General features: G+C 66.5%; 21 protein-coding genes and 1 tRNA gene. 12 read left to right on the top strand and 10 right to left on the bottom strand.

Features of this window, described 5'->3' with window-relative positions:
- The first annotated feature begins 32 nt into the window (after positions 1 to 32).
- Positions 33 to 1085 (top strand): mannose-1-phosphate guanylyltransferase/mannose-6-phosphate isomerase, encoded by a 1053-nt coding sequence (locus tag M2335_RS02080; protein WP_264593626.1) that lies wholly within the window; start codon positions 33 to 35, stop codon positions 1083 to 1085.
- Positions 1086 to 1248: 163 nt separating this feature from the next.
- The gene (galE, locus tag M2335_RS02075; protein WP_264593625.1) at positions 1249 to 2256 is read left to right on the top strand and encodes a UDP-glucose 4-epimerase GalE; all 1008 of its coding nucleotides are present in this window, start codon (positions 1249 to 1251) and stop codon (positions 2254 to 2256) included.
- Positions 2257 to 2260: 4 nt separating this feature from the next.
- Here the strand turns inward: galE and M2335_RS02070 are convergent, their stop codons facing one another.
- Genes M2335_RS02070 through msrP form a run of 3 tightly spaced genes read right to left on the bottom strand, consistent with a single transcriptional unit; the run spans position 2261 to position 4772 of the window.
- Complete coding sequence (locus tag M2335_RS02070; protein WP_264593624.1) at positions 2261 to 3148, bottom strand: CHAD domain-containing protein; 888 nt, start codon at positions 3146 to 3148, stop codon at positions 2261 to 2263.
- 33 nt (positions 3149 to 3181) lie between these two features.
- On the bottom strand, positions 3182 to 3829 hold the full coding sequence (locus tag M2335_RS02065; protein WP_264577627.1) for a sulfite oxidase heme-binding subunit YedZ: 648 nt from the start codon (positions 3827 to 3829) through the stop codon (positions 3182 to 3184).
- Between the two features lie 4 nt (positions 3830 to 3833).
- The gene (gene msrP / locus M2335_RS02060) at positions 3834 to 4772 is read right to left on the bottom strand and encodes a protein-methionine-sulfoxide reductase catalytic subunit MsrP (protein ID WP_264593623.1); all 939 of its coding nucleotides are present in this window, start codon (positions 4770 to 4772) and stop codon (positions 3834 to 3836) included.
- A 151-nt stretch (positions 4773 to 4923) separates the two neighbouring features.
- Between msrP and lysA the strand changes: the two genes are divergently transcribed.
- Genes lysA through M2335_RS02045 form a run of 3 tightly spaced genes read left to right on the top strand, consistent with a single transcriptional unit; the run spans position 4924 to position 7964 of the window.
- On the top strand, positions 4924 to 6186 hold the full coding sequence (lysA, locus tag M2335_RS02055) for a diaminopimelate decarboxylase (protein ID WP_264593622.1): 1263 nt from the start codon (positions 4924 to 4926) through the stop codon (positions 6184 to 6186).
- A gap of 52 nt (positions 6187 to 6238) precedes the next feature.
- Positions 6239 to 7009, top strand: a complete 771-nt coding sequence (locus M2335_RS02050; protein WP_264593621.1) for a siroheme synthase — start codon at positions 6239 to 6241, stop codon at positions 7007 to 7009.
- 49 nt (positions 7010 to 7058) lie between these two features.
- On the top strand, positions 7059 to 7964 hold the full coding sequence (locus M2335_RS02045) for an SMP-30/gluconolactonase/LRE family protein (protein WP_264593620.1): 906 nt from the start codon (positions 7059 to 7061) through the stop codon (positions 7962 to 7964).
- Between the two features lie 2 nt (positions 7965 to 7966).
- Here M2335_RS02045 and M2335_RS02040 read toward each other — a convergent pair whose 3' ends face one another.
- The gene (locus M2335_RS02040) at positions 7967 to 8236 is read right to left on the bottom strand and encodes a hypothetical protein (protein WP_264588063.1); all 270 of its coding nucleotides are present in this window, start codon (positions 8234 to 8236) and stop codon (positions 7967 to 7969) included.
- 253 nt (positions 8237 to 8489) lie between these two features.
- Here M2335_RS02040 and ispG point away from each other — a divergent pair, with 253 nt between their 5' ends.
- From ispG to M2335_RS02020, 4 genes are all read left to right on the top strand, one after another.
- Entirely contained in the window at positions 8490 to 9656 is a 1167-nt protein-coding gene (ispG, locus tag M2335_RS02035; protein WP_264593619.1) for a flavodoxin-dependent (E)-4-hydroxy-3-methylbut-2-enyl-diphosphate synthase, read from the top strand.
- Positions 9653 to 9970 (top strand): hypothetical protein, encoded by a 318-nt coding sequence (locus M2335_RS02030; RefSeq protein WP_264593618.1) that lies wholly within the window; start codon positions 9653 to 9655, stop codon positions 9968 to 9970. The genes ispG and M2335_RS02030 overlap by 4 nt, the downstream gene beginning before the upstream one ends.
- A gap of 156 nt (positions 9971 to 10126) precedes the next feature.
- On the top strand, positions 10127 to 12457 hold the full coding sequence (locus M2335_RS02025; protein WP_264593617.1) for a DNA translocase FtsK: 2331 nt from the start codon (positions 10127 to 10129) through the stop codon (positions 12455 to 12457).
- A 92-nt stretch (positions 12458 to 12549) separates the two neighbouring features.
- Entirely contained in the window at positions 12550 to 13206 is a 657-nt protein-coding gene (locus M2335_RS02020) for a LolA family protein (protein ID WP_264593616.1), read from the top strand.
- Positions 13207 to 13278: 72 nt separating this feature from the next.
- Here M2335_RS02020 and M2335_RS02015 read toward each other — a convergent pair.
- Positions 13279 to 13352 (bottom strand) — tRNA-Gln (locus M2335_RS02015).
- 158 nt (positions 13353 to 13510) lie between these two features.
- On the opposite strand from M2335_RS02015, the gene M2335_RS02010 reads away from it, so the two are divergent.
- The 3 genes from M2335_RS02010 to M2335_RS02000 all read left to right on the top strand — a co-directional run bounded on the left by M2335_RS02010 (position 13511) and on the right by M2335_RS02000 (position 16717).
- Positions 13511 to 14581, top strand: a complete 1071-nt coding sequence (locus tag M2335_RS02010; protein WP_264593615.1) for a Ppx/GppA phosphatase family protein — start codon at positions 13511 to 13513, stop codon at positions 14579 to 14581.
- Positions 14581 to 15252, top strand: a complete 672-nt coding sequence (locus tag M2335_RS02005) for an RlmE family RNA methyltransferase (protein WP_264593614.1) — start codon at positions 14581 to 14583, stop codon at positions 15250 to 15252. Before M2335_RS02010 ends, M2335_RS02005 begins: the two co-directional genes overlap by 1 nt.
- A gap of 169 nt (positions 15253 to 15421) precedes the next feature.
- Positions 15422 to 16717, top strand: coding sequence for an MFS transporter (locus M2335_RS02000; RefSeq protein WP_264577637.1), 1296 nt, complete (start codon positions 15422 to 15424; stop codon positions 16715 to 16717).
- Between the two features lie 56 nt (positions 16718 to 16773).
- Here M2335_RS02000 and M2335_RS01995 read toward each other — a convergent pair whose 3' ends face one another.
- From M2335_RS01995 to crcB, 5 genes are all read right to left on the bottom strand, one after another.
- Positions 16774 to 17883, bottom strand: coding sequence for a 5-methyltetrahydropteroyltriglutamate--homocysteine S-methyltransferase (locus tag M2335_RS01995; RefSeq protein ID WP_264577638.1), 1110 nt, complete (start codon positions 17881 to 17883; stop codon positions 16774 to 16776).
- A gap of 169 nt (positions 17884 to 18052) precedes the next feature.
- Entirely contained in the window at positions 18053 to 18925 is an 873-nt protein-coding gene (locus M2335_RS01990) for a class III extradiol dioxygenase subunit beta (RefSeq protein WP_181561201.1), read from the bottom strand.
- A gap of 1 nt (position 18926) precedes the next feature.
- A complete protein-coding gene (ligA, locus tag M2335_RS01985) occupies positions 18927 to 19328 on the bottom strand; it encodes a protocatechuate 4,5-dioxygenase subunit alpha (RefSeq protein WP_264571743.1) in 402 nt (133 codons plus the stop codon).
- A 238-nt stretch (positions 19329 to 19566) separates the two neighbouring features.
- Positions 19567 to 20808, bottom strand: coding sequence for an RluA family pseudouridine synthase (locus M2335_RS01980; RefSeq protein ID WP_264593613.1), 1242 nt, complete (start codon positions 20806 to 20808; stop codon positions 19567 to 19569).
- Positions 20805 to 21191 (bottom strand): fluoride efflux transporter CrcB, encoded by a 387-nt coding sequence (gene crcB / locus M2335_RS01975; RefSeq protein ID WP_264593612.1) that lies wholly within the window; start codon positions 21189 to 21191, stop codon positions 20805 to 20807. Before crcB ends, M2335_RS01980 begins: the two co-directional genes overlap by 4 nt.
- Positions 21192 to 21237: the final 46 nt, after the last annotated feature.

Raw genomic sequence — 21237 nt, 5'->3', positions numbered from 1 at the left:
GCCATTTGGCACGGACTATCAGGAGACCGTCATTGCCCGCTCAGATCATCACGCCGGTCATCCTCTCGGGAGGATCGGGCACGCGGCTCTGGCCGGTCAGCCGCAGCGAGCATCCCAAGCAATTCATCGCTCTCACGGCGCCGGAAACCATGTTCGAGCTGACGCTGGGCCGGGTAGCCGGTCTCGAAGGCGGCGCGACGCCCCTGGTTGTTGCGAACGCGGCCCATGCCGAGATCATCCGCAAGCAGGCGGGGCCCGAGCTGACGCTGATACTCGAGCCGAGCGCCCGCAACACGGCGCCCGCCATCGCGCTGGCCGCGTTGGCTCTGGAAGAGAGCGACAGCGCTATGCTGGTGATGCCGAGCGATCATGTGATCGCTGACGTCCCGGCTTTCCATGCCGCCATCGAGCGCGCCCGGCCGCTGGTCGCCGATGGCTGGCTCGTGACCTTCGGTATCGAGCCGACCGCACCGGAAACTGGTTTTGGCTATATCGCGCTCGGGGACGAACTGGCTGCGGGCGTCAACACCGTCAGCCGCTTTGTCGAAAAACCTGACGCAACCCGCGCCGCACAGATGCTCGCACAGGGCGGGCACGTATGGAACGCCGGCATCTTCCTGTTTGGCGCCCGCGACTTTCTGGCCGCACTGGCGACGCACCAGCCCGCGATGCTGGCCGCTGCGCGCGCGGCGATGGCGGCAGCCACCCGCCAGGGCGCCGCGATTCTGCCGGATGCCGCAGCCTTCGCGCAATGCCCGTCCGACTCGATCGATTATGCGGTGATGGAACGGGCGGACAAGGTCGCCTGCGTCCCGGTCAGCATGGGCTGGTCGGACGTGGGGAGCTGGGATGCGCTCTATGACCTCGCCGACAAGGATGAGGCGGACAATGCCCTGCAGGGCGCCGCCTATGCCATCGATGCCAAGGGCTGCCTGATCCGCAGCGATGGCCCGGCTGTGACTGTGGTCGGCGCGCACGACCTGATCGTCATCGCGTCGGGCGACGAGATCGTCATCCTGCCGCGCGGGCGCTCTCAGGAGGTCCGCAAGGCCGTCGCGGCGCTGAACGAGCGGCCGGAGCGGTGATGAATCGCACCCGCCCGCACTGGCTGCGGGCACTGCTGATCGTTCTGGCCTTGATGATCGTCCTGCCGGTCGTCGCGCAGTTCGTCTAGTCGCGCGACCGCCGAGGGCACTTCCAAGCGCAACAGGCTCGTGGCAAGGCAGCCCCACGCAGCAAGGAAACCCGATGACCGACAAGCCCACCATCCTCGTTACCGGCGGCGCCGGCTATATCGGCAGCCATGCCGTGCTGGCGCTGGTTGATGGCGGATGGCCGGTCGTCGTGGTGGACAATCTCACCACCGGCTTCCGCTGGGCCGTGCATGAGAATGCCGCGTTCGTGGAAGGCGACATTGGCGACACGGCTTTCATGGAAGGGGTGCTGCGGCAGCACGGCGTCAAGGGCATCATGCACTTCGCCGGCTCCATCATCGTCCCCGAATCCGTCGAGAATCCGCTCAAATATTATCGCAACAACACCGCCAACAGCCGCGCCCTCATCGAGGCCGCGGTGCAGGCCGGCGTGCCGCACTTCATCTTTTCCTCCACCGCCGCCACCTACGGTATTCCGAAGGAAAGCCCGGTGCGCGAAGACAGCCCCAAGCAGCCGATCAACCCTTACGGCATGTCTAAGCTGATGACCGAGATCATGCTGGCGGACGTCGCCGCGGCCCATCCGCTCAATTTCTGCGCGCTGCGCTATTTCAACGTCGCCGGCGCGGACCCGCAAGGGCGGTCCGGCCAGTCGACGGCGGGGGCGACGCACCTCATCAAGGTCGCGGTGGAAGCGGCGCTGGGCAAGCGCGAGAGCGTCGCGGTCTTCGGCACGGATTTCGACACGCCGGATGGCACGGGCGTGCGCGATTATATCCATGTGAGCGATCTGGCTGCCGCGCATGTGCTGGCGCTGGAAGCCCTGATGGCGGAGCCGGAGCGCAATCTGACGATGAACTGCGGCTATGGCCGTGGCTTCTCGGTGCTCGACGTGCTCGACGCCGTTGACCGGGTGACGAACCGCAAGGTGGAGCGCTGCATCGAAGGCCGCCGCGCTGGCGATCCGCCGGCGCTCATCTCTGACAACAGCCGCATCAAGGCCACGCTGCCCTGGCAACCCGCTTATGCGGATCTCAACACCATCGTCGATCACGCGCTGGCATGGGAGCGCAAGCTCTCGGACATCCGCGGCAATAGCTGAACGGTTAGCGCCGGCGCGGCCGGATAGCCCAGTTCGCGGCGAAGTCTGAGGGTTTCTCCGCGAACAACGCCTCGCCCAGCCGGGCGGCCTTGCGGGCAAGAGCCTCGGCGCGTTGGTGCGCCAGGGCTGCGAGTTGCGCCGCCGCAGCGGGGTCGGACAGCAATCCATCATCCTGACGCAGGCGCGCGATCAGCATGTCGAGATCGTGCCGGTCGCCCAGTAGGTCGCCGAGACGATCGGTCCTGGCGAGGCGCCGCTTCGCGAGGTCCGGGTTCAACCGGCTCAGAAGGCGGATATGCTGGCCGTGATATTTGACGTGCTTGCGCCATGCATGACTGGCTTGCGCAGCAGCGGGCGTTCCGCTGACGGCCTCGAGCGCGCGCATCGCTTGCCGGGCCTGCCGATACGTCTTGCGCAAGCCCGGCAGGATCGCGTCCTCGCCCCGCGCGGTGAGCGCCCATGTCGGCGCGCGGACGCGGGCTGCGAGCAACGGCGCCCGACATGACTCGATCTGCTCGGCCATAGCCCCGGCAGCACCATGCCCCGGCGCTGCCCAATGTGACCGCAGCACCGCCCAGTCCTGGCGCGCCTCGTCCGCATCGATCAGGCTATCCAGCGTCTCGATCAGCACCGCGCTGTCCCGCGCGCCGGAAAGCATTGCTGCGATATCCCGGAAGGCGGCATTTTCGGTTTGATAAGCTGGAAAGGCGGGGCGGACGAGCCGCAGCAGGCCGCGCATCGCCTTGCAGGTCCGCCGCAGCTGATGAACGATCCGAGCGGGCGGCTCCTCACCGCTGCGAAGGAGAGCGAGGGCCTCGTCCAGTCGCTCACACGCGATCCGGCGGAAACCCTCCTCCACGGATGTATCGGACGATCTGAACCGAAACGGCATGTCGCGCCCACCCCCCTCGTGACGGGCCTGACGCTAAAGACTCGGGGCAGGCTGGTCCAGCTGGGATGCTGCGGAAGCCGGCCGCGCACGCCCTGCGCGCAGCCGCATGACCGCTCGCCAGCCGAGCAGCGCCGCCACGATCCCCCCGTAGATCAGCGGCGAGCGTGTATCGGCCTTCACTAGCAGGAAATAGTGCACGACGCCCATGATCGCGATGAGGTAGACAAGCTGGTGCAAGCGCCGCCATGCGCGCACGCGCATTTTGCGCCGGATGCGATTGGCGGAGGTGATCGCCAGCGGGACCAGCAGCACGAAGGCCGCCATGCCGATGGTGATGTAGGGCCGCTTGACGATATCCGCGACGATGAACGACCAGCCGAACTGCTGGTCCACCGCCACATACATGATCAGATGCAGCGCCACATAGGCAAAGGCCCACAGGCCAATGCGGCGGCGATAGCGCAACAGCGCCGGCATTTTGAGCAGCTTGGCCAGTGGACTGATCGCCAGCGTAATGCACAGGAAGCGCAGGCCCCACAGGCCCAGCTCACGCAACACATATTCGATGGGATTGGCCGTGAGTCCACCGGTCAGGCCCTGCCAGACGAACAGCAGCAGGGGCGCCACGCACAGCAGCCAGACCAGCGCAGAGATCAGGCGATCGCGCGTCTTCCTGGTCATGCCGTCAGTAAAGCTTCTTGGGGTTCATGCCGCGATAGAGACTCGCAACCTGATCGCCATAGCCATTGAACGGCAGCGTCTTGCGGCGCAGCAGCTCGCCGATGCGCCGCTCACGCGCCTGCGACCAGCGAGGATGATCCACATCCGGGTTCACATTGCCGTAAAAGCCATATTCGTCGGGCGCGAGCATCTGCCAGCTCGTGCGCGGCTGGCGGTCGGTTAGCGTGATCCGCACGATCGACTTGATGCCCTTGAAGCCATATTTCCACGGCACGACCAAGCGAATGGGCGCGCCGTTCTGGCGGGGCAGCAGGCGGCCGTAGAGGCCCACCGAAAGCAGCGTGAGGGGATTCATCGCCTCATCCAGCCGCAAGCCTTCACGATAGGGCCAGTCGATCACGTTCCGGCGCTGGCCGGGCATCTGCTTGGGATCGTTGAGGGTCTGGAAAGCCACACATTTAGCGCTGCCGAGCGGCTCCACCTCGCGCAGCAGCGCGGAGAGCGGAAAGCCGATCCACGGAATGACCATCGACCAGGCCTCGACGCAGCGCATCCGGTAGATGCGCTCTTCCAGTGGAAAGCGCCGCACGATGTCCGAAATGTCGAACTTCCGCGGCTTCTGGCACAGGCCATCCACGGTGACGGTCCAGGGCGCGATTCGCAGGCTGCCGGCATTGGCCGCCGGGTCGCTCTTGTCGGTACCGAACTCGTAGAAGTTATTGTAGGTCGAGACGCCCGCGAAGGGCGTCGGCGTCTCGTCGATCTTCATCTTGTTGGGCGAGAACTTTACCGTCGCGGGCGCATCCGCCGCCATCGCCGCCGGCGCGATCAGTCCGGCGGCGCCGATGCCGGCCACACCGGCAATGAACTCGCGCCGGCGCAGATACAGCGCTTCATCGGTGACGTCGTTTTCGGTCAGGTCGGCAGATTGACGGATCAGCATGGCAAGACTCTCCTGCCCCCAGAGCCGGAACAATGCCTGCCCTTGGCTGCATGTGCAATGAACATGCCGATGGCCGAAGGGGCAATAACCCCTCCCGCCAGACGCAAAAGCCGGTTTCCATCCGCCGCACCAGCCTCTAGGGGCGCAGATCATGGATCATTTCGCTTACAAGGATGGCGTACTGCACGCCGAGGACGTGCCGATGGCGGCGATTGCCGAGGCCGTCGGGACACCGGTCTACATCTATTCGCGCGCCACGCTGGAGCGCCATGCCCGCGTGTTCCGCGAGGCGCTGGCCGGCCTGCCCCGCAAGCACATCGCCTTTGCCATCAAGGCCAACCCCAATCTCTCCGTGCTGCGCGTGCTGGCGCGCGAGGGTTATGGCGCGGATATCGTCTCGGGCGGCGAGATGCAGCGCGCGCTGGCGGCCGGGATGCCGGCTGGGGACATCGTCTTCTCCGGCGTCGGCAAGACCCGCGCCGAGCTGAGCGCGGCGCTGGAAGCCGGGATCGGCCAGTTCAACATCGAGCTGGAGGAGGAGGGCGCCGTCCTCGCCGAGATCGCCGCCGCGATGGGCAAGACCGCCGATGCCGTGCTGCGCGTCAACCCGGATGTCGATGCCGGCACGCACGCCAAGATTTCCACGGGCATGAAGGAAAACAAGTTCGGCGTCGCCATCGATCAGGCGGGCGGCATCTTCCAGCGGCTCTGCGCCCTGCCCGGCCTCAATCTGCGCGGTATCGCCACGCATATCGGCAGCCAGTTGTTCGACCTCGCCCCGCTCGAAGCCGCCTATGGCAAGATCGGCGCGCTGATGGGCGAACTCCGCGCGGCCGGCCACACCATCGACCGCATCGATCTGGGTGGTGGACTCGGCGTGCCCTATGAACGCACGAAGGTGCCGCCGACGCCGGCCGATTATGGCGCAATGGTGGAGCGGGCGACCAAGGGCTGGGACGTCACGCTCTATTTCGAGCCGGGCCGCGTGATCGTCGGCAATGCCGGCGTGCTGCTCACCCGCGTCATCTGGGTGAAGCCCGGCGTCATTCGCCCCTATGTGATCGTCGATGCGGCCATGAACGACCTCGCCCGGCCGGCCATGTACGATGCCTTCCACGACTTCGAGGCTGTCGCGCCGACCGGCGAGCGGATCGTGGCCAACATTGCTGGCCCGGTCTGCGAGAGCGGCGACACCTTCGCCATGGCCCGCGATATCGACGTGGTGAAGACCGGCGATCTCGGCATCTTCCGCACCGCCGGGGCCTACGGCGCAACGATGGCCAGCACCTACAATTCGCGCGCGCTGGTGCCCGAAGTGATGGTGGATGGCGACCAGTTCGCCGTCGTTGCCGACCGCATCATGCCCGAGGCGATCATCGCCGCCGAGCGCCTGCCGGATTTTCTTAAGGACTGAGCATCGGCCGCAAGGGGCAGACGGACGGGCCAGGACCGGCTAGGAGAGCGCCATGCACAGCCTTCCGCTCTTCGTCACCCTGTCGGGTCAGCCGGTCATCCTGCTCGGCACCGGCGAGGCCGCCGACGCCAAGCGCCGGCTGATCGAGCGGGCCGGCGGCGTGCCGGTTGCGGACGAGAATGCCACTGCCCGCATTGCCTTCGTGGCGCTGGAGGATGAAACAGCCGCTCAAGCCGCCGCAGAGCGGCTGAAGGCACGCGGACTGCTGGTCAATGTCGTTGACCGGCCGGCTTTGTGCGATTTCACGACGCCCGCCATTGTCGACCGCGATCCGGTATTGATCGCCGTTTCCACGGGCGGCGCCTCCTCGGGGCTGGCCGCAGCCTTGCGCCAGCGGCTGGAGACGATCCTCCCGGCCCGGCTCGGCGCCCTCGCCAGCGCGCTCAATGCCGCCAAGGCCGCAATGCGGGAGGCCTGGCCCGATGCCCGCGACCGCCGCCGCGCGCTTGGCGAGGCGCTGGCGCCGGGCGGCATGCTCGACCCCTTCGGCACGCCTGCGGTGGACCCGTGGCTGGAAGCACGCATCGCGCCCGCCTCGCGCGCCGTGCATGTCATCGCCTTGCGCTCGGACGACCCCGATGACCTCACGGTTCGGGAAGCCCGCACGCTGGGCCAGGCCGACCGCATCCTGTTCGCCCCCGACACCCCGCCCGCCATTCTCGCCCGCGCCCGCGCCGACGCGGAACGCCTGCCGCTCAGCGCGGAAGAAGCCCCGCCCGAACTGCCGGGGCTGACCGTCTGGCTCGTCCCGGCCGAGGATTGATAGGCCTTTCCGCCGTCAGCGCCGGGAATCCCGGCCCAGGAGATCGTTCATGACGTCACATCCCTCCGCCCCCGCAGCCTCGCCCGCCGTATCGGTCGCGCTCGATGCCCGCGCCGCGCTTGGCGAAGGGCCGCGCTGGCACGCAGCCGAGCGCCGGCTTTACTGGGTGGATATCCTGCGCAATGAACTGCACCGCTTCGACCCCGAAACGGGCGCGGACGAGTTGCGCGCCTTCGCCCAGCCGGTCGGCTGCTTCGCCTTCCGCGCAGCCGGTGGCTTGCTGCTGGCGATGAAAGACGGCCTCGCCATTCTGGCCGACTGGGGCTCCGAGCCGCAGCCCTTTGGCGATCAGATTCTCGCGGACAGGCCGGACCTGCGCTTCAATGATGGGCGGACGGATTCGGCCGGGCGGTTCTGGGTGGGCAGCGTCAACATGGCCAAGAGCGCGCATGATGCCGCGCTCTATCGCGTCGGCAGGGATGGGGCGATCGACCTGATCGAAGGCGGCATGCTCACCTGCAACGCGGCTGCCTTCAATGCGTCGGGGACGACCTTCTGCCACGCGGACACCCCCAGCCACGCCCTGCGCGCCTATGATGCCGATCCGGCGAGCGGCACGCTCTCCAACCGCCGCATCCTTCACCAGTTCGAGCACGGCACCGGGCGCCCCGATGGCGGATCGTTCGATGCGGAGGGTTGTTACTGGAGCGCCCTGTTCGAGGGTGGCCGGGTGGTGCGGCTTTTACCCGAAGGCGAGTTGCTGCAGACGGTGACACTGCCGGTCAGCCGACCGACCATGATCGCATTTGGGGGTGATGATCTGTGCACCGCTTATGTCACCACGGCGCGGGCCGGGCTGGACGAGGCGGCGTTGGCGCGCGAGCCGCTTGCGGGCGCGATTTTCAGCTTCCCCGTCGATGTGCCGGGCCTGCCCGAGGCACCCTTTGGCGGCTAAGCCTAGGCTTTGTTGGCTCGCTTGGCGAAGCGGGTCACAAACACCGGGGGGCTGGTCGCGTAGCAGGCCTGTGCGAGCGGCAGCGCCGTTTCGCAGACGGCGCATTGGGCGCTGACGCGTCCGACATACCATTGGGTGCTGGCGCAATCGGGACAGTGATTGAGCTTGCCTGGCTCGTAGCGCGCGCCAATGGCCGTGCCATCGAATGGTTTAACGTGAATGCCCGGGTGACGAACGGCAGAGCTCAAAGCCTGCACAGGTGAATGCGCCATGTCACGATCCTTCCGGCCATGAAAACGTCCCGCGCGTTCGCGGGTTCCTGCCTATGCCAACGGCTCGGCGCATCCTGTCTCTTGTCGGGACGATTTCCCGCGCGCGCCTGATCGCGACCTGCGACGGGGTGCGACCCTTGCCCCCCGCGGCGGGTTGATCCGCGCAATCCCCCCTCGCCTCTGCCCTAGAGCGGGGCTATAAGCGCCGGGATGATGACCGACCCCCGGACACGCCCCTTCTCCAAGGACAATCATGTCAGAGCATAATCCCGGCCTGCGCCCGTGGCGCGACATCGCGCGGCGCGAGTGCCGCCAGATCATGGTCGGCAACGTGCCGGTCGGCGGCGGCGCGCCGGTGACCGTGCAGACGATGACCAACACGCCGACCCACGATGCGAAGGCGACGATCGACCAGATCCGCCGCTGCGAGGAGGCCGGTGTCGACCTCATCCGGGTTTCCTGCCCGGACGTGGAGAGCACGGCGGCGATGAAGCAGATCGTCCGCGCGGCCAAGGTGCCGATCATCGCGGACATTCATTTCCACTATAAACGCGCGCTGGAAGCCGCCGATGCGGGCGCGGCCTGCCTGCGCATCAACCCCGGCAATATCGGCTCTGCCGCCCGCGTGAAGGAAGTGGTGGATGCCGCCAAGGCCAATGGCTGTGCGATCCGCATCGGCGTGAATGCCGGCAGCCTCGAAAAGGATCTGCTGGAGAAATATGGCGAGCCCTGTCCCGAGGCGCTGGTGGAAAGCGCGCTCGACCATATCAAGCTGCTGCAGGACCAGGATTTTCACGACTATAAGGTCGCGGTGAAGGCCAGCGACGTGTTTCTGGCCGTCGCGGCCTATATGCAGCTTGCCGACGCGGTGGACTGCCCGCTGCACCTTGGCATCACCGAAGCCGGCGGGCTGATCGGCGGCACGGTGAAGAGCGCAATCGGCATCGGCAACCTGCTCTGGGCCGGCATCGGCGACACCATTCGCGTTTCGCTCTCCGCCGAGCCGGAAGAGGAAGTGCGTGTCGGCTACGAAATCCTCAAGTCGCTCGGCATCCGCACACGCGGTGTCCGCGTCGTCTCCTGCCCGAGCTGCGCAAGGCAGGGCTTCGATGTGATCCGCACGGTCGAGGCACTGGAGAGCCGCCTTCAGCACATCAACACGCCGATCTCGCTTTCCGTGCTGGGCTGCGTGGTCAATGGCCCCGGCGAAGCGCGGGAGACGGACATCGGCCTCACCGGCGGCGGCAATGGCAAGCATATGGTCTACCTCTCCGGCGTGACCGATCACCACATCAACGATGCCCAGATGATCGACCACATCGTCGCGCTGGTGGAAGCCAAGGCGGCCGAGATCGAAGCGGCCAAGCTTGAGGCCGAAATGAGCGATGCTGGCAATGCCAGCGCGGTGGCGGCCGAATGACCGACCGGCCCGACATGGCCCCGTCCGCGCCGAGCCGCGATCTGCGCGCGCCGCAGACGCAGGCTGCGTCACGGGTCACGGGCGCCAGCGCCACGGGTGCAGTGGCAACCGGTGCGACGGCGACGGGGGCCTCAGCGACCGGCGCAATTGCGGTCGGCGCCTTCGCATTGGGTGCCCTCGCCATGGGCGCAATTGCCATCGGCGCGCTCGCCATCGGGCGACTGCGCATCGGACAGGCCCGCATCAGCCGGCTGCGGATCGACACGCTGGAAATCGGGAACGCCACTCGCACCGGGGAAACGCCTCGCCGGTGAGGCTCGCAGCGCCGGCGCCTGCCGTAGCGCGCCCTGCATGCCGAAAAACCGGGGACTCTTGACGCCGAGTCCGTGAAAGAGGATTGTCGCCGCGCGGAACATTTCGGGCACGGCGCATGCGTGACCCCGCCGCGCCGGACGAAGGAGTGAGTGGCAATGGCAAGTCGGGCACCGATGAATCGGACCCCCGAATGGCAGGCGATGCTGCGCCGGAGCCTGATCCGCATCGGCACCTTTGCTGGCTCGGTCGGGCTGTACGCGCTGGCGCTGTTTCTGCTGCTAGCCCTGCTCAGCTACAAGGTGAGCGACCAAGCGCTGAACACCGCCGCCGGGCCGGAGACGCGCAATTTGATGGGCGCCGCCGGTGCCTGGGCAGCGGACATTCTCTTCACCTTCGCCGGCCTGCCTGCCTTGCTGTTGCTGCCCTTCATCCTCGTCTTCGCGCGGCGCCTGTGGGCCGATGCGGACATGAGCGGCTGGCAGGGGCAGATCGCCAAATGCATCGGCGGCCTGCTGCTCATCGGCACCGGCCTGTGGATCGCCCAGCCCGAACCGCTGGTCGGGCTGCCGGCCCGCTGGGGCGGCGTCATCGGCTTCCTGTTCGCCCACGGCCTCACGGCCCTAACGGCGCGCCTTGGCGAAACCGCCGACCTCATTCTGCAATGGCTACTGCTGGCGGCGTTCATTGCGTCCGGCCTGTGGCTGTGGGTCCGCAGCCTCGCGCTCGAAAAGCCGCTTTGGCATCTCGCCCGCCCCGCCCTGCCGCTGCTCTCCAGCCTTGGCTCCTTGCGGACGGCGAAAACCGGCAGCCTGGATGTCGCGGAGCCCGAACGCGACCCGCATCCCGAGCGCGAGGCGGAACCACGCCGCCCGGTGGACACCACACCCCGCCAGCCGATCACCATCCAGTCACCGAGCAGCGCCGCCATTCCCAAGGCCTTCGGCCCCGTCTCGGGACAGGAAGACCTGTTCGGCAATGGCGCGCTGCCATCTCCCGATCTGCTGTCACCCGCGCCCGCCAGCGCGGTCAGCAAGATCGATCGGCCGGGCCTGGAGCGCAATGCGCGACTGCTGGAAAGCGTGCTCGATGACTTCCACGTCAAGGGCGCGATCACCGAAGTGCGCCCCGGCCCCGTCGTCACCATGTATGAGCTGGAGCCGGCCCCCGGCATCAAGGCCAGCCGCGTCATCCAGCTCGCCGACGACATCGCCCGCAACATGTCCGCGCTCTCGGCGCGCGTCGCCACCATTCCGGGGCGGACGGTGATCGGCATCGAGCTGCCCAATGCGGACCGCGAATCCGTGGTGCTGCACCAGCTCATCACCAGCCAGCAGTTCGCCGAGCAGAAGGGCGGCCTGCCCATCATCCTTGGCAAGAACATCTTCGGTGAGCCGGTCATCGCCGATCTCGCCGGTATGCCGCATCTGCTCGTCGCGGGTACGACCGGCTCGGGCAAGTCGGTCGGCCTCAACACCATGCTGCTCTCGCTGCTCTACCGGATGACGCCAGACGATCTGCGCCTGATCATGATCGACCCGAAGATGCTGGAACTGAGCATCTACGACAACATCCCGCATCTGCTCTCCCCGGTCGTCACCGAGCCGGCCAAGGCCATCCGCGCGCTCAAATGGGCGGTCGAGCAGATGGAGGATCGTTATCGCATGATGGCCTCCATCGGCGTGCGCAACCTTGCCGGCTACAATGAGAAGGTCCGCGGCGCCCGTGCCAAGGGCAAGTCCCTGGGCCGCCGCGTCCAGATCGGTTTCGATGAACAGACCCGCCAGCCGATCTACGAGGAGGAGGAACTGGATTATCAGCCCCTGCCGCAGATCGTGGTGGTGGTCGACGAGCTGGCCGACCTGATGATGACGGCCGGCAAGGAAGTCGAATTCCTGATCCAGCGCCTCGCGCAGAAGGCGCGCGCCGCCGGCATCCACCTCATCCTCGCGACGCAGCGCCCCTCCGTCGACGTCATCACTGGCGTCATCAAGGCGAACCTGCCGACCCGCATCAGCTTCTTCGTCACCTCGAAGATCGACAGCCGCACCATCCTGGGCGAGCAGGGCGCCGAGCAGCTGCTGGGCAAGGGCGACATGCTCTACATGGCGAGCGGCAAGGGCCTGATGCGCGTCCACGGGCCGTTCGTGAGCGATGACGAGGTGCGCGGGGTCGCCGACCATTGGCGCTCCAAGGGCCAGCCTGATTACATCTCCGCCGTCACCGAGGAGCCGGAAGATGGCAGCTTCGCGCTCGATGGCGTGGATCTGGGCGATGACAGCGCCGATGCCAAGCTGTTCCGCAAGGCCTGCCAGCTCGTGTTCGAGAACCAGAAGGCCTCGACCAGCTGGCTCCAGCGCCAGATGCGCATCGGCTATAACAGCGCGGCGCGCCTCATCGAGCGGATGGAAAATGAAGGCATGGTCGGCGCGCCCAACCATGTCGGCCGCCGGGAAGTGCTGCGCGACGAAATGGGCAATCCCAAATAAGAGCGGTCCGTTGCCCCGCCCCCGGGCGCGGGAACGCGCTGCGGCGCGCGGCATTCAGTGGATATTCAACGGCAGGGACTTATCCGGGCGCGATGATCAGACTTCCCAAATTCACCCGGCGTTCCGCCACCCTCTCTCTGCTGCTGACCGCGCTCGCGGCGCCGGCCTTGGTGCCGGCCAGCCCGGTGGCTGCGCAAGCCGCGAGGTCGAGCGACCTCGCGAGCGTCAGCACGGCGGTTCGCGGCATCACCACGCTGAGCGGCGACTTCACCCAAACCGACCGCAACGGGCAGGTGCAGAACGGCAAGCTGCTCTGGAAGCAGCCGGGCAAGATCCGCTTCGATTATGGCGCCGGCGATCTGCTTATCGTTGCCGACGGCAGCTCGCTTTACATGATCGACTATCAGGTTGCGCAGGTGCAGCGCTGGCCGATCCGCAATTCGCCGCTGGGCGCCTTGCTCGACCCCAAGCGCGATATCACCCGCTATGGCAAGGTCGTCGACACCGGCGATCCACGCGTCGTCTCGGTGGAGGTGCGCGATCCCCAGCATCCCGAATATGGCGTGATCACGCTCATCTTCACCCGCAAGGCCGGCGTGCCGGGCGGGCTCTCGCTCTATGGCTGGGTGGCGCTGGATGCGCAGGGCAATCGCACCAACATCCGCCTGAGCAACCTCAAATATGGCGCGCCCATTGCCGATGCGGCCTTCCGCTGGCGCGACCCGCGCGGAACCCGCGGCCCGCGCTGATCCGGCCGCGAAACCGGCGACCGGCCGCGCCACCCCGAAAGGGGCGGACGCGGTCGCGATGATCTGAAAAGCTGGATGCCCCGCGAGGATTCGAACCTCGATTGACGGAGTCAGAGTCCGTAGTCTTACCTTTAGACGACGGGGCAAGAGCGGGCGCAGATAGGGCGCGGACTGCCTGCGGTCAAGGCGATTTTCCACCCTCATCGTTCAGAGCATGGCAGCCACCTTGCGTCGCCCGCCACGCACGTCTAGCGTGGTAGCAAGTCCCGGCGGAAGTCCCGCCGGAAGAGAAGGTCAAGAAGTCATGGCGCATAAGGCGACGCCCGCGCCGCGCATGGGGCAGGAGCCCGGCACACTAGTGTCCGCCGGGAGCGCGAAACAGAAGGCGCGATCCTTCAATCGTCCGCTGCCGCGCGGCAATCTCGCTGCGCTCGACCTCGGCACCAACAATTGCCGCCTGCTCATTGCGCGGCCGGATGGCGACCGCTTCGTGATCGTGGACGCCTTTTCCCGTATCGTGCGCCTTGGCGAAGGCCTTTCCGCCACCGGGCGCCTGTCGGACGCCGCGATCGACCGCACCTTGTCCGCCCTCTCCGTCTGCGCCGAGAAGCTGCGCCGCCGCCGCGTGGTCCTGGCGCGCTCTGTTGCGACCGAAGCCTGCCGGCAGGCAGAAAACGGGCGCGCCTTTGTCGACCGGGTGCAGCGCGAAACCGGCATCATGCTCGACATCATTTCGCCCCGCGAGGAAGCGCGGCTTGCGGTCCTCGGCTGTAAGGCGCTGCTGGAACGTGGCGAAGGCCCGGCGCTCATCTTCGACATCGGCGGGGGCTCGACCGAGCTGGTGCTGCTCGATGGCGATGGCGACCAGTTGCGCATCGTCGACTGGCACAGCGCGCCGCACGGCGTCGTGTCGCTGGCGGAAGCCGTGGCGGGCTATGGCGACACCGCCAGCGAGCGCGCTGCGGCCTATGCCGAAATGCTCCGGCGGATGCGCGAAGCTTTTGCCGCCTTTGCCGAGCGACTGCCCAAGACCGGGCCGGTGCGCCTGCTCGGCACGTCCGGCACTGTCACCACGCTCGCCAGCGTCCATCTGGGCCTGCCCCGCTATGATCGCAAGGCGATCGACGGGCTGACCGTGCCGGCCGATGCCATGCGGGAAATCGCCGGCCGCCTCTCCACCATGAGCATAGCGGAGCGCATCGCCCAGCCCTGCATCGGCGACGAGCGCGCCGATCTGGTGGTGGCGGGCTGCGCCATCTTGGAAAGCATTCTCGACATCTGGCCGGCAGACCGGCTGGGCGTCGCCGATCGCGGTATTCGCGAAGGGATTCTCCGTGCGCTGACGGACAGCGCCTCAAGCCGGGACCTGGGATAATGGCCAGAGGTGACAAATCTGTCGGCACGCGCGTGCGCACGGCACGCGGGCGCACGGCCCAATCGACGCGCTGGCTGCAGCGCCAGTTGAACGACCCCTATGTGAAGCGGGCCAAGGCGGAGGGCTATCGCAGCCGCGCCGCCTACAAGTTGCTGGAGCTGGACGAGAAGTTCGGCCTGCTCAAGGATGTCCGCCATGTCGTCGATCTGGGCGCAGCGCCCGGCGGCTGGACGCAGGTGGTGCGGAAGCTACTGCCCAAAGCGAAGGTCGTGGGCATCGACCTCTTGCCCGTCGAGCCGCTGCCCGATGTGACGCTGCTCCAGATGGACTTCATGGCAGACGAAGCGCCCGATCAACTGATCGCGGAGCTGGGCGCCGCGCCGGATCTGGTCCTGTCGGACATGGCGGCCAACACGGTCGGCCACCAGCAGACGGACCATCTGCGCACCATGGGCCTGGTCGAGGCCGCCGCGGACTTCGCGATGCAGACCCTGCGGCCCGGCGGCGCCTTCGTCGCAAAGGTTTTTGCCGGCGGGACCGATGATGGCCTGCTGCGCCAGCTCAAGGCGGCCTTTCGCACCGTCAAGCACGCCAAGCCGCCGTCCAGCCGGAAGGGATCGGTGGAGTGGTTCGTCGTCGCGCAGGGGTTCAAGGGCCGGCAGGCGCCCTAAAGGCGGTTGTGCGGTTGACCCGGACCGCACAAGGGGACTAGCGCGATCTGGCCTGCCACTGCGCGGGCAAGCAGCGTCGCTCACCCGCATGGACATGCGACCAGACGCCGCGTCGGGCGTTGTGCCGGAACAGGATAGAGGAGGCGGCATGAGGTCAGGCGGCAATGGCATGTTTCGCTCCCTCTCCAACCGCAACTTCCGGCTGTGGGTCAGCACCAATCTGTTTTCCAACATCGGCACCTGGATGCAGGGCACGGCCCAGACATGGTTGGTGCTCACCGAACTAACCGATCATAGCGCCGGCGCGGTCGGCATTCTCACCGCGCTGCAGTTCCTGCCGCAGGTGCTGCTTGTGGCGGTGACCGGATCGGTCGCCGACCATGTCGACCGGCGCAAGCTGCTCATCACGATCCAGTGCTTCCAGACCCTGTTGGCGCTCAGCCTTGGCGCCCTGATCATTTCCGGGCTGGCGGAGCTCTGGCACGTCTACATCTTCGGCTTTGCGCTCGGTTGCTGCATGGCATTCGAGGCGCCCGCGCGGCACAGCTTCGTCTCCGATCTGGTGGGGGACGAGATCATCGGCAACGCCGTAGCCATGAACAGCACGGCCTTCCAGACCGCCCGCATGATCGGCCCGGCACTGGCGGGCCTGTGCATCGCGCTGGTCGGCACGGGCTGGGTGTTCGTGATCAATGGCCTGTCCTACCTGATCGTCACCACCGGCCTGCTCAACGTGCGGGTGACACGGCATGCCCATGCGGCGGCGCAGCCGCGCGGGGTGAGCCGGCTGCTCGACGGCTTTCGCTATGTGGCCGGGCGACCGGACATTCGCACCGTGTTCCTGATGCTGTTCTTCTTCGGCACGCTGGGCATGAACTTCGGGATTTTCATCAGCGTGATGGCGGCGACCGTCTATCAGCAGGGCGCCAGCGAATATGGCCTGCTGACCTCCATCATGGCGATCGGCTCGGTCACCGGCGCCTTACTGACCGCCCGGCGCGACCGGCCGCGGATGCATCATGCCGTTATCGGCACCTTCCTGTTTGGCTGTTTCATGACCGCCGCCGCGCTCTCGCCGAGCTATATCCTCTTCGGACTGGTGCTGATCGGCGTGGGCCTCGCGGCTCAGACCTCGCTCACCTCATCCAACGGCTTCGTCCAGTTAGCGACGGACCGGGCGATGCGCGGGCGGGTAATGGCCATCTATGTCGCGATCACCTTGGGCGGCCTGCCGCTCGGTGCGCCGCTGATCGGCTGGGTCGCCGACACCTATGGCGCGCGGGCGGCGATGGGCGTTGGCGGCGCGGCCGGCTTTCTCTCCGCAGCGATTGGCCTCAGTTATCTGATCCGCGTGCGCAACCTGCGCTTCATCTGGGATGACGAAGGACCGCGCCTGCACATGAACCCGGACCCGCATCTGCGCGAGCCTGGCCCGGCGGTGCTACCGCCAGATCGGGCGCTTTAAGAGCAACGCTCCCTCCCCCCGCGCGGCGCGGTGGGAAGGAGCGCGTCTAGTCCTCGTCAACCCCAGACCTCCTGGGCCACCTCGGCGACCAGCTCCATCTTCGCCTTCTGCTGGTCGAAGGCGATGTCATTGCCGTGGACGGTCGAGGCGAAGCCGCATTGCGGCGACAGGGCAAGCTGGTCGAGCGAGGCATATTTCGTCGCGTCGTCAATCCGGCGCTTCACCTCGTCCTTGGTCTCCAGTTCACCCAGCTTGGTGGTGATCAGGCCGAGCACGACGATCTTACCCTTGGGCAGGAAGCGCAGCGGCGCGAAGTCGCCCGAGCGCGCATCGTCATATTCGAGGAGGAAGGAGTCGATATCGACCTCGTTGAACATGATCTCGGCGACCGGCTCATAGCCACCCTCGGCGGCCCAGCTGGAGCGGAAGTTGCCCCGGCACAGGTGCATCGCCGTGAACATGTCATCCGGCGCGGTGGCCAGCGCATCGTTGATCATCTTGGCATAATGGCGCGGCAGATCATCGGGATCGAGGCCGCGCTTGCGGGCATTTTCGCGCTGCTTGTCATCGCACAGATAGGCGAGATTGGTATCGTCGAGCTGCAGATAGCGGCAGCCGGCCTCGGCGAGATCGGCGACTTCCTCCTGATAGGCCGAGGCCACGTCCGCGAAGAAATCGGCCATGTCGGGATAGACCGCCTCGCTGATGCCTTCGCGCCCGGCGCGGAAATGCAGCATGGTCGGCGAGGGAATGGTCACCTTGGGCGTCTCGCTCACCACGCTGGCGAGATATTCATAATCCGCGCGCTGGATCGGCTTGGCGTGGGCGATCTTGCCGGTCACCACCATTTTGGGCGGCGCGAAATGCACGTCCTTGCCGATCGCATTCTGGAACTGCACTTCCATGCCGCCGTGCTCCTCGATGCCGTCGAGCTGCAGCAGGAAGTCGGTGTGGAAGAATTTGCGGCGGAACTCGCCGTCCGTCACCGCCTTGACGCCGACGCTCTCCTGGAACGCCACGACATCGGCAATGGCCTTGTCCTCGATCGCGCGCAGAGCGGCAGCGTCGATCTTGCCGGCGGCATGATCGTGTCGGGCCTCGATAAGCGCCTGCGGGCGCAGGAAGCTGCCGACATGGTCGGCGCGGAAAGGGGGTTTGGACGTCATGGCAGTCTCCAGCTCCAACCGGCGCAACACACGCCGTACGAATCCTCATATAAAGGATTCTTTATATATAGGAAGCTTTATGTGATAGACTGACGCGATGGGCCGACAAATGAAAAAGCCCGGCGCAAAGGCCGGGCTTTCATGGATGCTGTGAAGAAGGCAAAGCCGCTCAGGCGCGCGCCTTCGCAGGCGCTTCCGCGATCTCCTTGGGCCGCAGCACGATGTGGCCGACGGCGGTGTTGGAGGCCGGAACATGATAGAAACGATGCAACGCCTCCACCTCGGTGCCGAGCGCGGCGCGCATGATGAGCCACATGATGAGCTCAATGCCCTCAGTGCCCGCCTCGCGCAGATATTCCAGCCGCGTGATGGCACGCAGCTCATCGGTCTCGCCGACGAGCTTGTCCAGAAAGGCATTGTCGAACTCGGGATTGATCAGCCCGGCGCGCGGCCCCTGCAACTGATGGCTCATGCCGCCAGTGCCCCAGATCTGCACGTTGAGATCTTCGGGATAGGTCTCCACCGCATAGCGGATCGCCTCGCCCAGCGCCCAGCAGCGCGCGCCCGAGGGCGTGGGGAACTGCGTCACGTTCACCGCAAGCGGAATGACCTTGCACGGCCATTTGTCGACCTTGCCGAACATCAGGCTGAGCGGAACCGTGCAGCCATGGTCGACATCCATATTGTTCATCAGGGTCATGTCGAACTCGTCGATGACGAGTTGTTCGGCCATGTGCGCGGCCAGCTCGATATGTCCCTCGACAACCGGAACCTCGCGCTTGCCCCAGCCTTCGTCGGCCGGCTCGAATTCCTCGGCCATGCCGAGCGCGAAGGTCGGCACCACGTCCAGCATCATCGCGGAGGCATGATCGTTGTAGCACAGGATGACGACGTCGGGCTTTTCCTCCTGCTCGAAGGTCTTCACCCACTCATAGCCATCGAAGATCGGCTTCCAGTAATCGTCCGTCGAGCGCCCCGTGTCGAAGGCGGCGCCGATGGCGGGGACGTGGCTGGTGGCAATGCCGGCAGTGATCCGTGCCATGTCAGTTGCCCTCCCGCTTGGAGCGCTGGCCAGTCGGCGAGCGACCGCCGGACCGCATCATCGCGGCATATTCGTCGGGCGTCATGTTGGTCATCGAGCTCACCGCGCGCTGCGTGCTCCAGCCGTCGGTATTGGAGAGCTTGACGAGGAAGTAGATGTTACCGCCCAGATCGATGAGCTTGCTGAAATCGCGATCCTGCACGGCGCGCTTCTGCTCTTCGCTCATCTTGAACTTGTCGAGATAGGCGCGCTCATGGTCCTTGAACTCGGCGCGGTTGCCCGCGTCCATCAGCGACATGCAGAATTTGTGCAGGTGATAAGCCTCGCGCGAGCGACGGGCGTTGAACACGGTCGTGCCGGGAATGTCTTCCAGCTCGCTGAGCGGATAAAGGCGAGTGCGCATGGCGGACCTTTCGATCGGTCGAATGAAGAATATAATGGAAGGCCTGCGCCTTTCCAATGGCAGAGGCCCTTGTCATTGTGCGCCTGCGAAATCAAGCGGGGTGATGCTGTCGGACGTGCGCATTGGCCCTGCCTGCAGCGCAAAATCGAACGAGAACACCTCGCTTCAAAAGGATACGCAGGCCCCTCCTCTGAAGAGGAGGGGAGCAGGCGGTGTCATTCCGCGGCGCCTTTTGTCTTTAATCCCGCTCCGGCTTTCGCGGCCGTGCGCCGCCGGTGGGCCGCTTGGCACCCGGGCGCGCGGCTGGCCCGGCCGGCTTGGCCCCCTTGCCGCGCGGCTTCGGCGGGCCCTTGAAGCGCTCGGGCTTGTCCGGGGCGCTGCGGGAGCGGCGTTCCCCACGGCGAGCCTTGCGCATGTCCTTGGCGTGGGCGGTGGACGCACGCTTGTCGGCGGCCTTGCGGTCGGAGGCGGTCGGCTGGATGTCGATCTCCAGCGGCAGATCGCCCTCATTCACGTCGAAGCCCAGGCTCGCCAGCGTTTCGGCGAAATGGAAGGGCGGCTCGGCCTTCACATCGAGCGGGGAGCCATCGGGATGGTCGATGCGGATGCGCCGGGCGTGCAGGTGCATCTTGCGGCTGATCGATCCGCTGAGGAACGCCTCCTTGCCGCCATATTTGCCGTCGCCCACGATCGGGTGGCCGATTTCGGCCATATGGACGCGCAGCTGATGGGTGCGGCCGGTGTGCGGCTGCAGCTCCACCCAGGCGGCGCGGTTGCCGGCGCGCTCGATGACCCGGTAGCGCGTGCGCGCGGGCATTCCATCCTTCTCATCGACATGCATCTTCTCGCCACCGGTGCCCGGCTGCTTGGCGAGCGACAGGTCGATGAAGCCGTCCGAGACGGAAGGCACGCCCATCACGATGGCCCAATAGACCTTGCGCGCCGTGCGGGACGAGAAGCTCTTGGCGAAATGCGCCGCGCTGCGCGAGGTGCGAGCGAGCAGCAGCGCACCGCTGGTGTCCTTGTCCAGCCGGTGGACGAGGCGCGGCCGGTCGTCGCGCTCGAACATCAAAGCATCGAGCAGTCCGTCGACATGCTCGTGCGTTTTGGTGCCGCCCTGCGTGGCAAGGCCCGGCGGTTTGTTGATGACGATGGCCTGCGCGTCGCGGTGGATGACCAAACCCTCGGCAAAGTTGATCTGATCCTCGGTCAGGATGGGTCGCGGGCGTGGTGCCTTGCCGGCTTCCTTTGCCGCAGCGACATCGAGCGGGGGCACGCGCAAGGTCTGCCCCTCGGCAATGCGGTCGCCCGGTGTCGCGCGAGCACCATCGACCCGCAATTGCCCCGTCCGCGCCCAGCGCGAGACGATGGCGAAGCTCACTTCCGGCATGTGGCGCTTGAACCAGCGGTCGAGGCGGATGCCATCGTCCTCGGCGCGCACGGTGAACTGGCGGACGCCAGCGAGATCGGTCTTGCTCATGCCGTGGCACTCCGCATGAGGGTGAGCCCCAGCGCAAGCGCGCCGATGGAGGCGGCGACGGAGAGCAGCACATAACTGAGCGCATTCAGCGCTTCGCCGCGCTCGATCATCAGCATCGTCTCCAGGCTGAAGGCGGAAAAGGTGGTGAAGCCGCCGAGTACGCCCACGGCGACCAGGAGCCGGATCTGCTCGCCCTGCTGGCCCTGATAGCGCGCGGCCAGCCAGCCCGCGACAAGGCCCATGGCCAGCCCGCCCAGCACGTTGGCGGCGAGCGTACCCCAGGGGTAGCCCGGCCCCATGATGCGCAGGCTCGCGCGTCCCAACTGGTAGCGCAGGGCCGCGCCGATGGCGCCGCCGATCATCACGAGAACTGTATTGAGCATGGTCCACGCCTTAGCCGCTTTTGCGCAACAGGCAAATGGGCGTTCG

Origin of the sequence: Sphingobium sp. B12D2B (genome assembly GCF_025961775.1) — a bacterium.
GTDB lineage: Bacteria > Pseudomonadota > Alphaproteobacteria > Sphingomonadales > Sphingomonadaceae > Sphingobium.
Note: the sequence above shows the minus strand (reverse complement) of the source record. Positions and strands in the feature narration are given on the sequence as shown.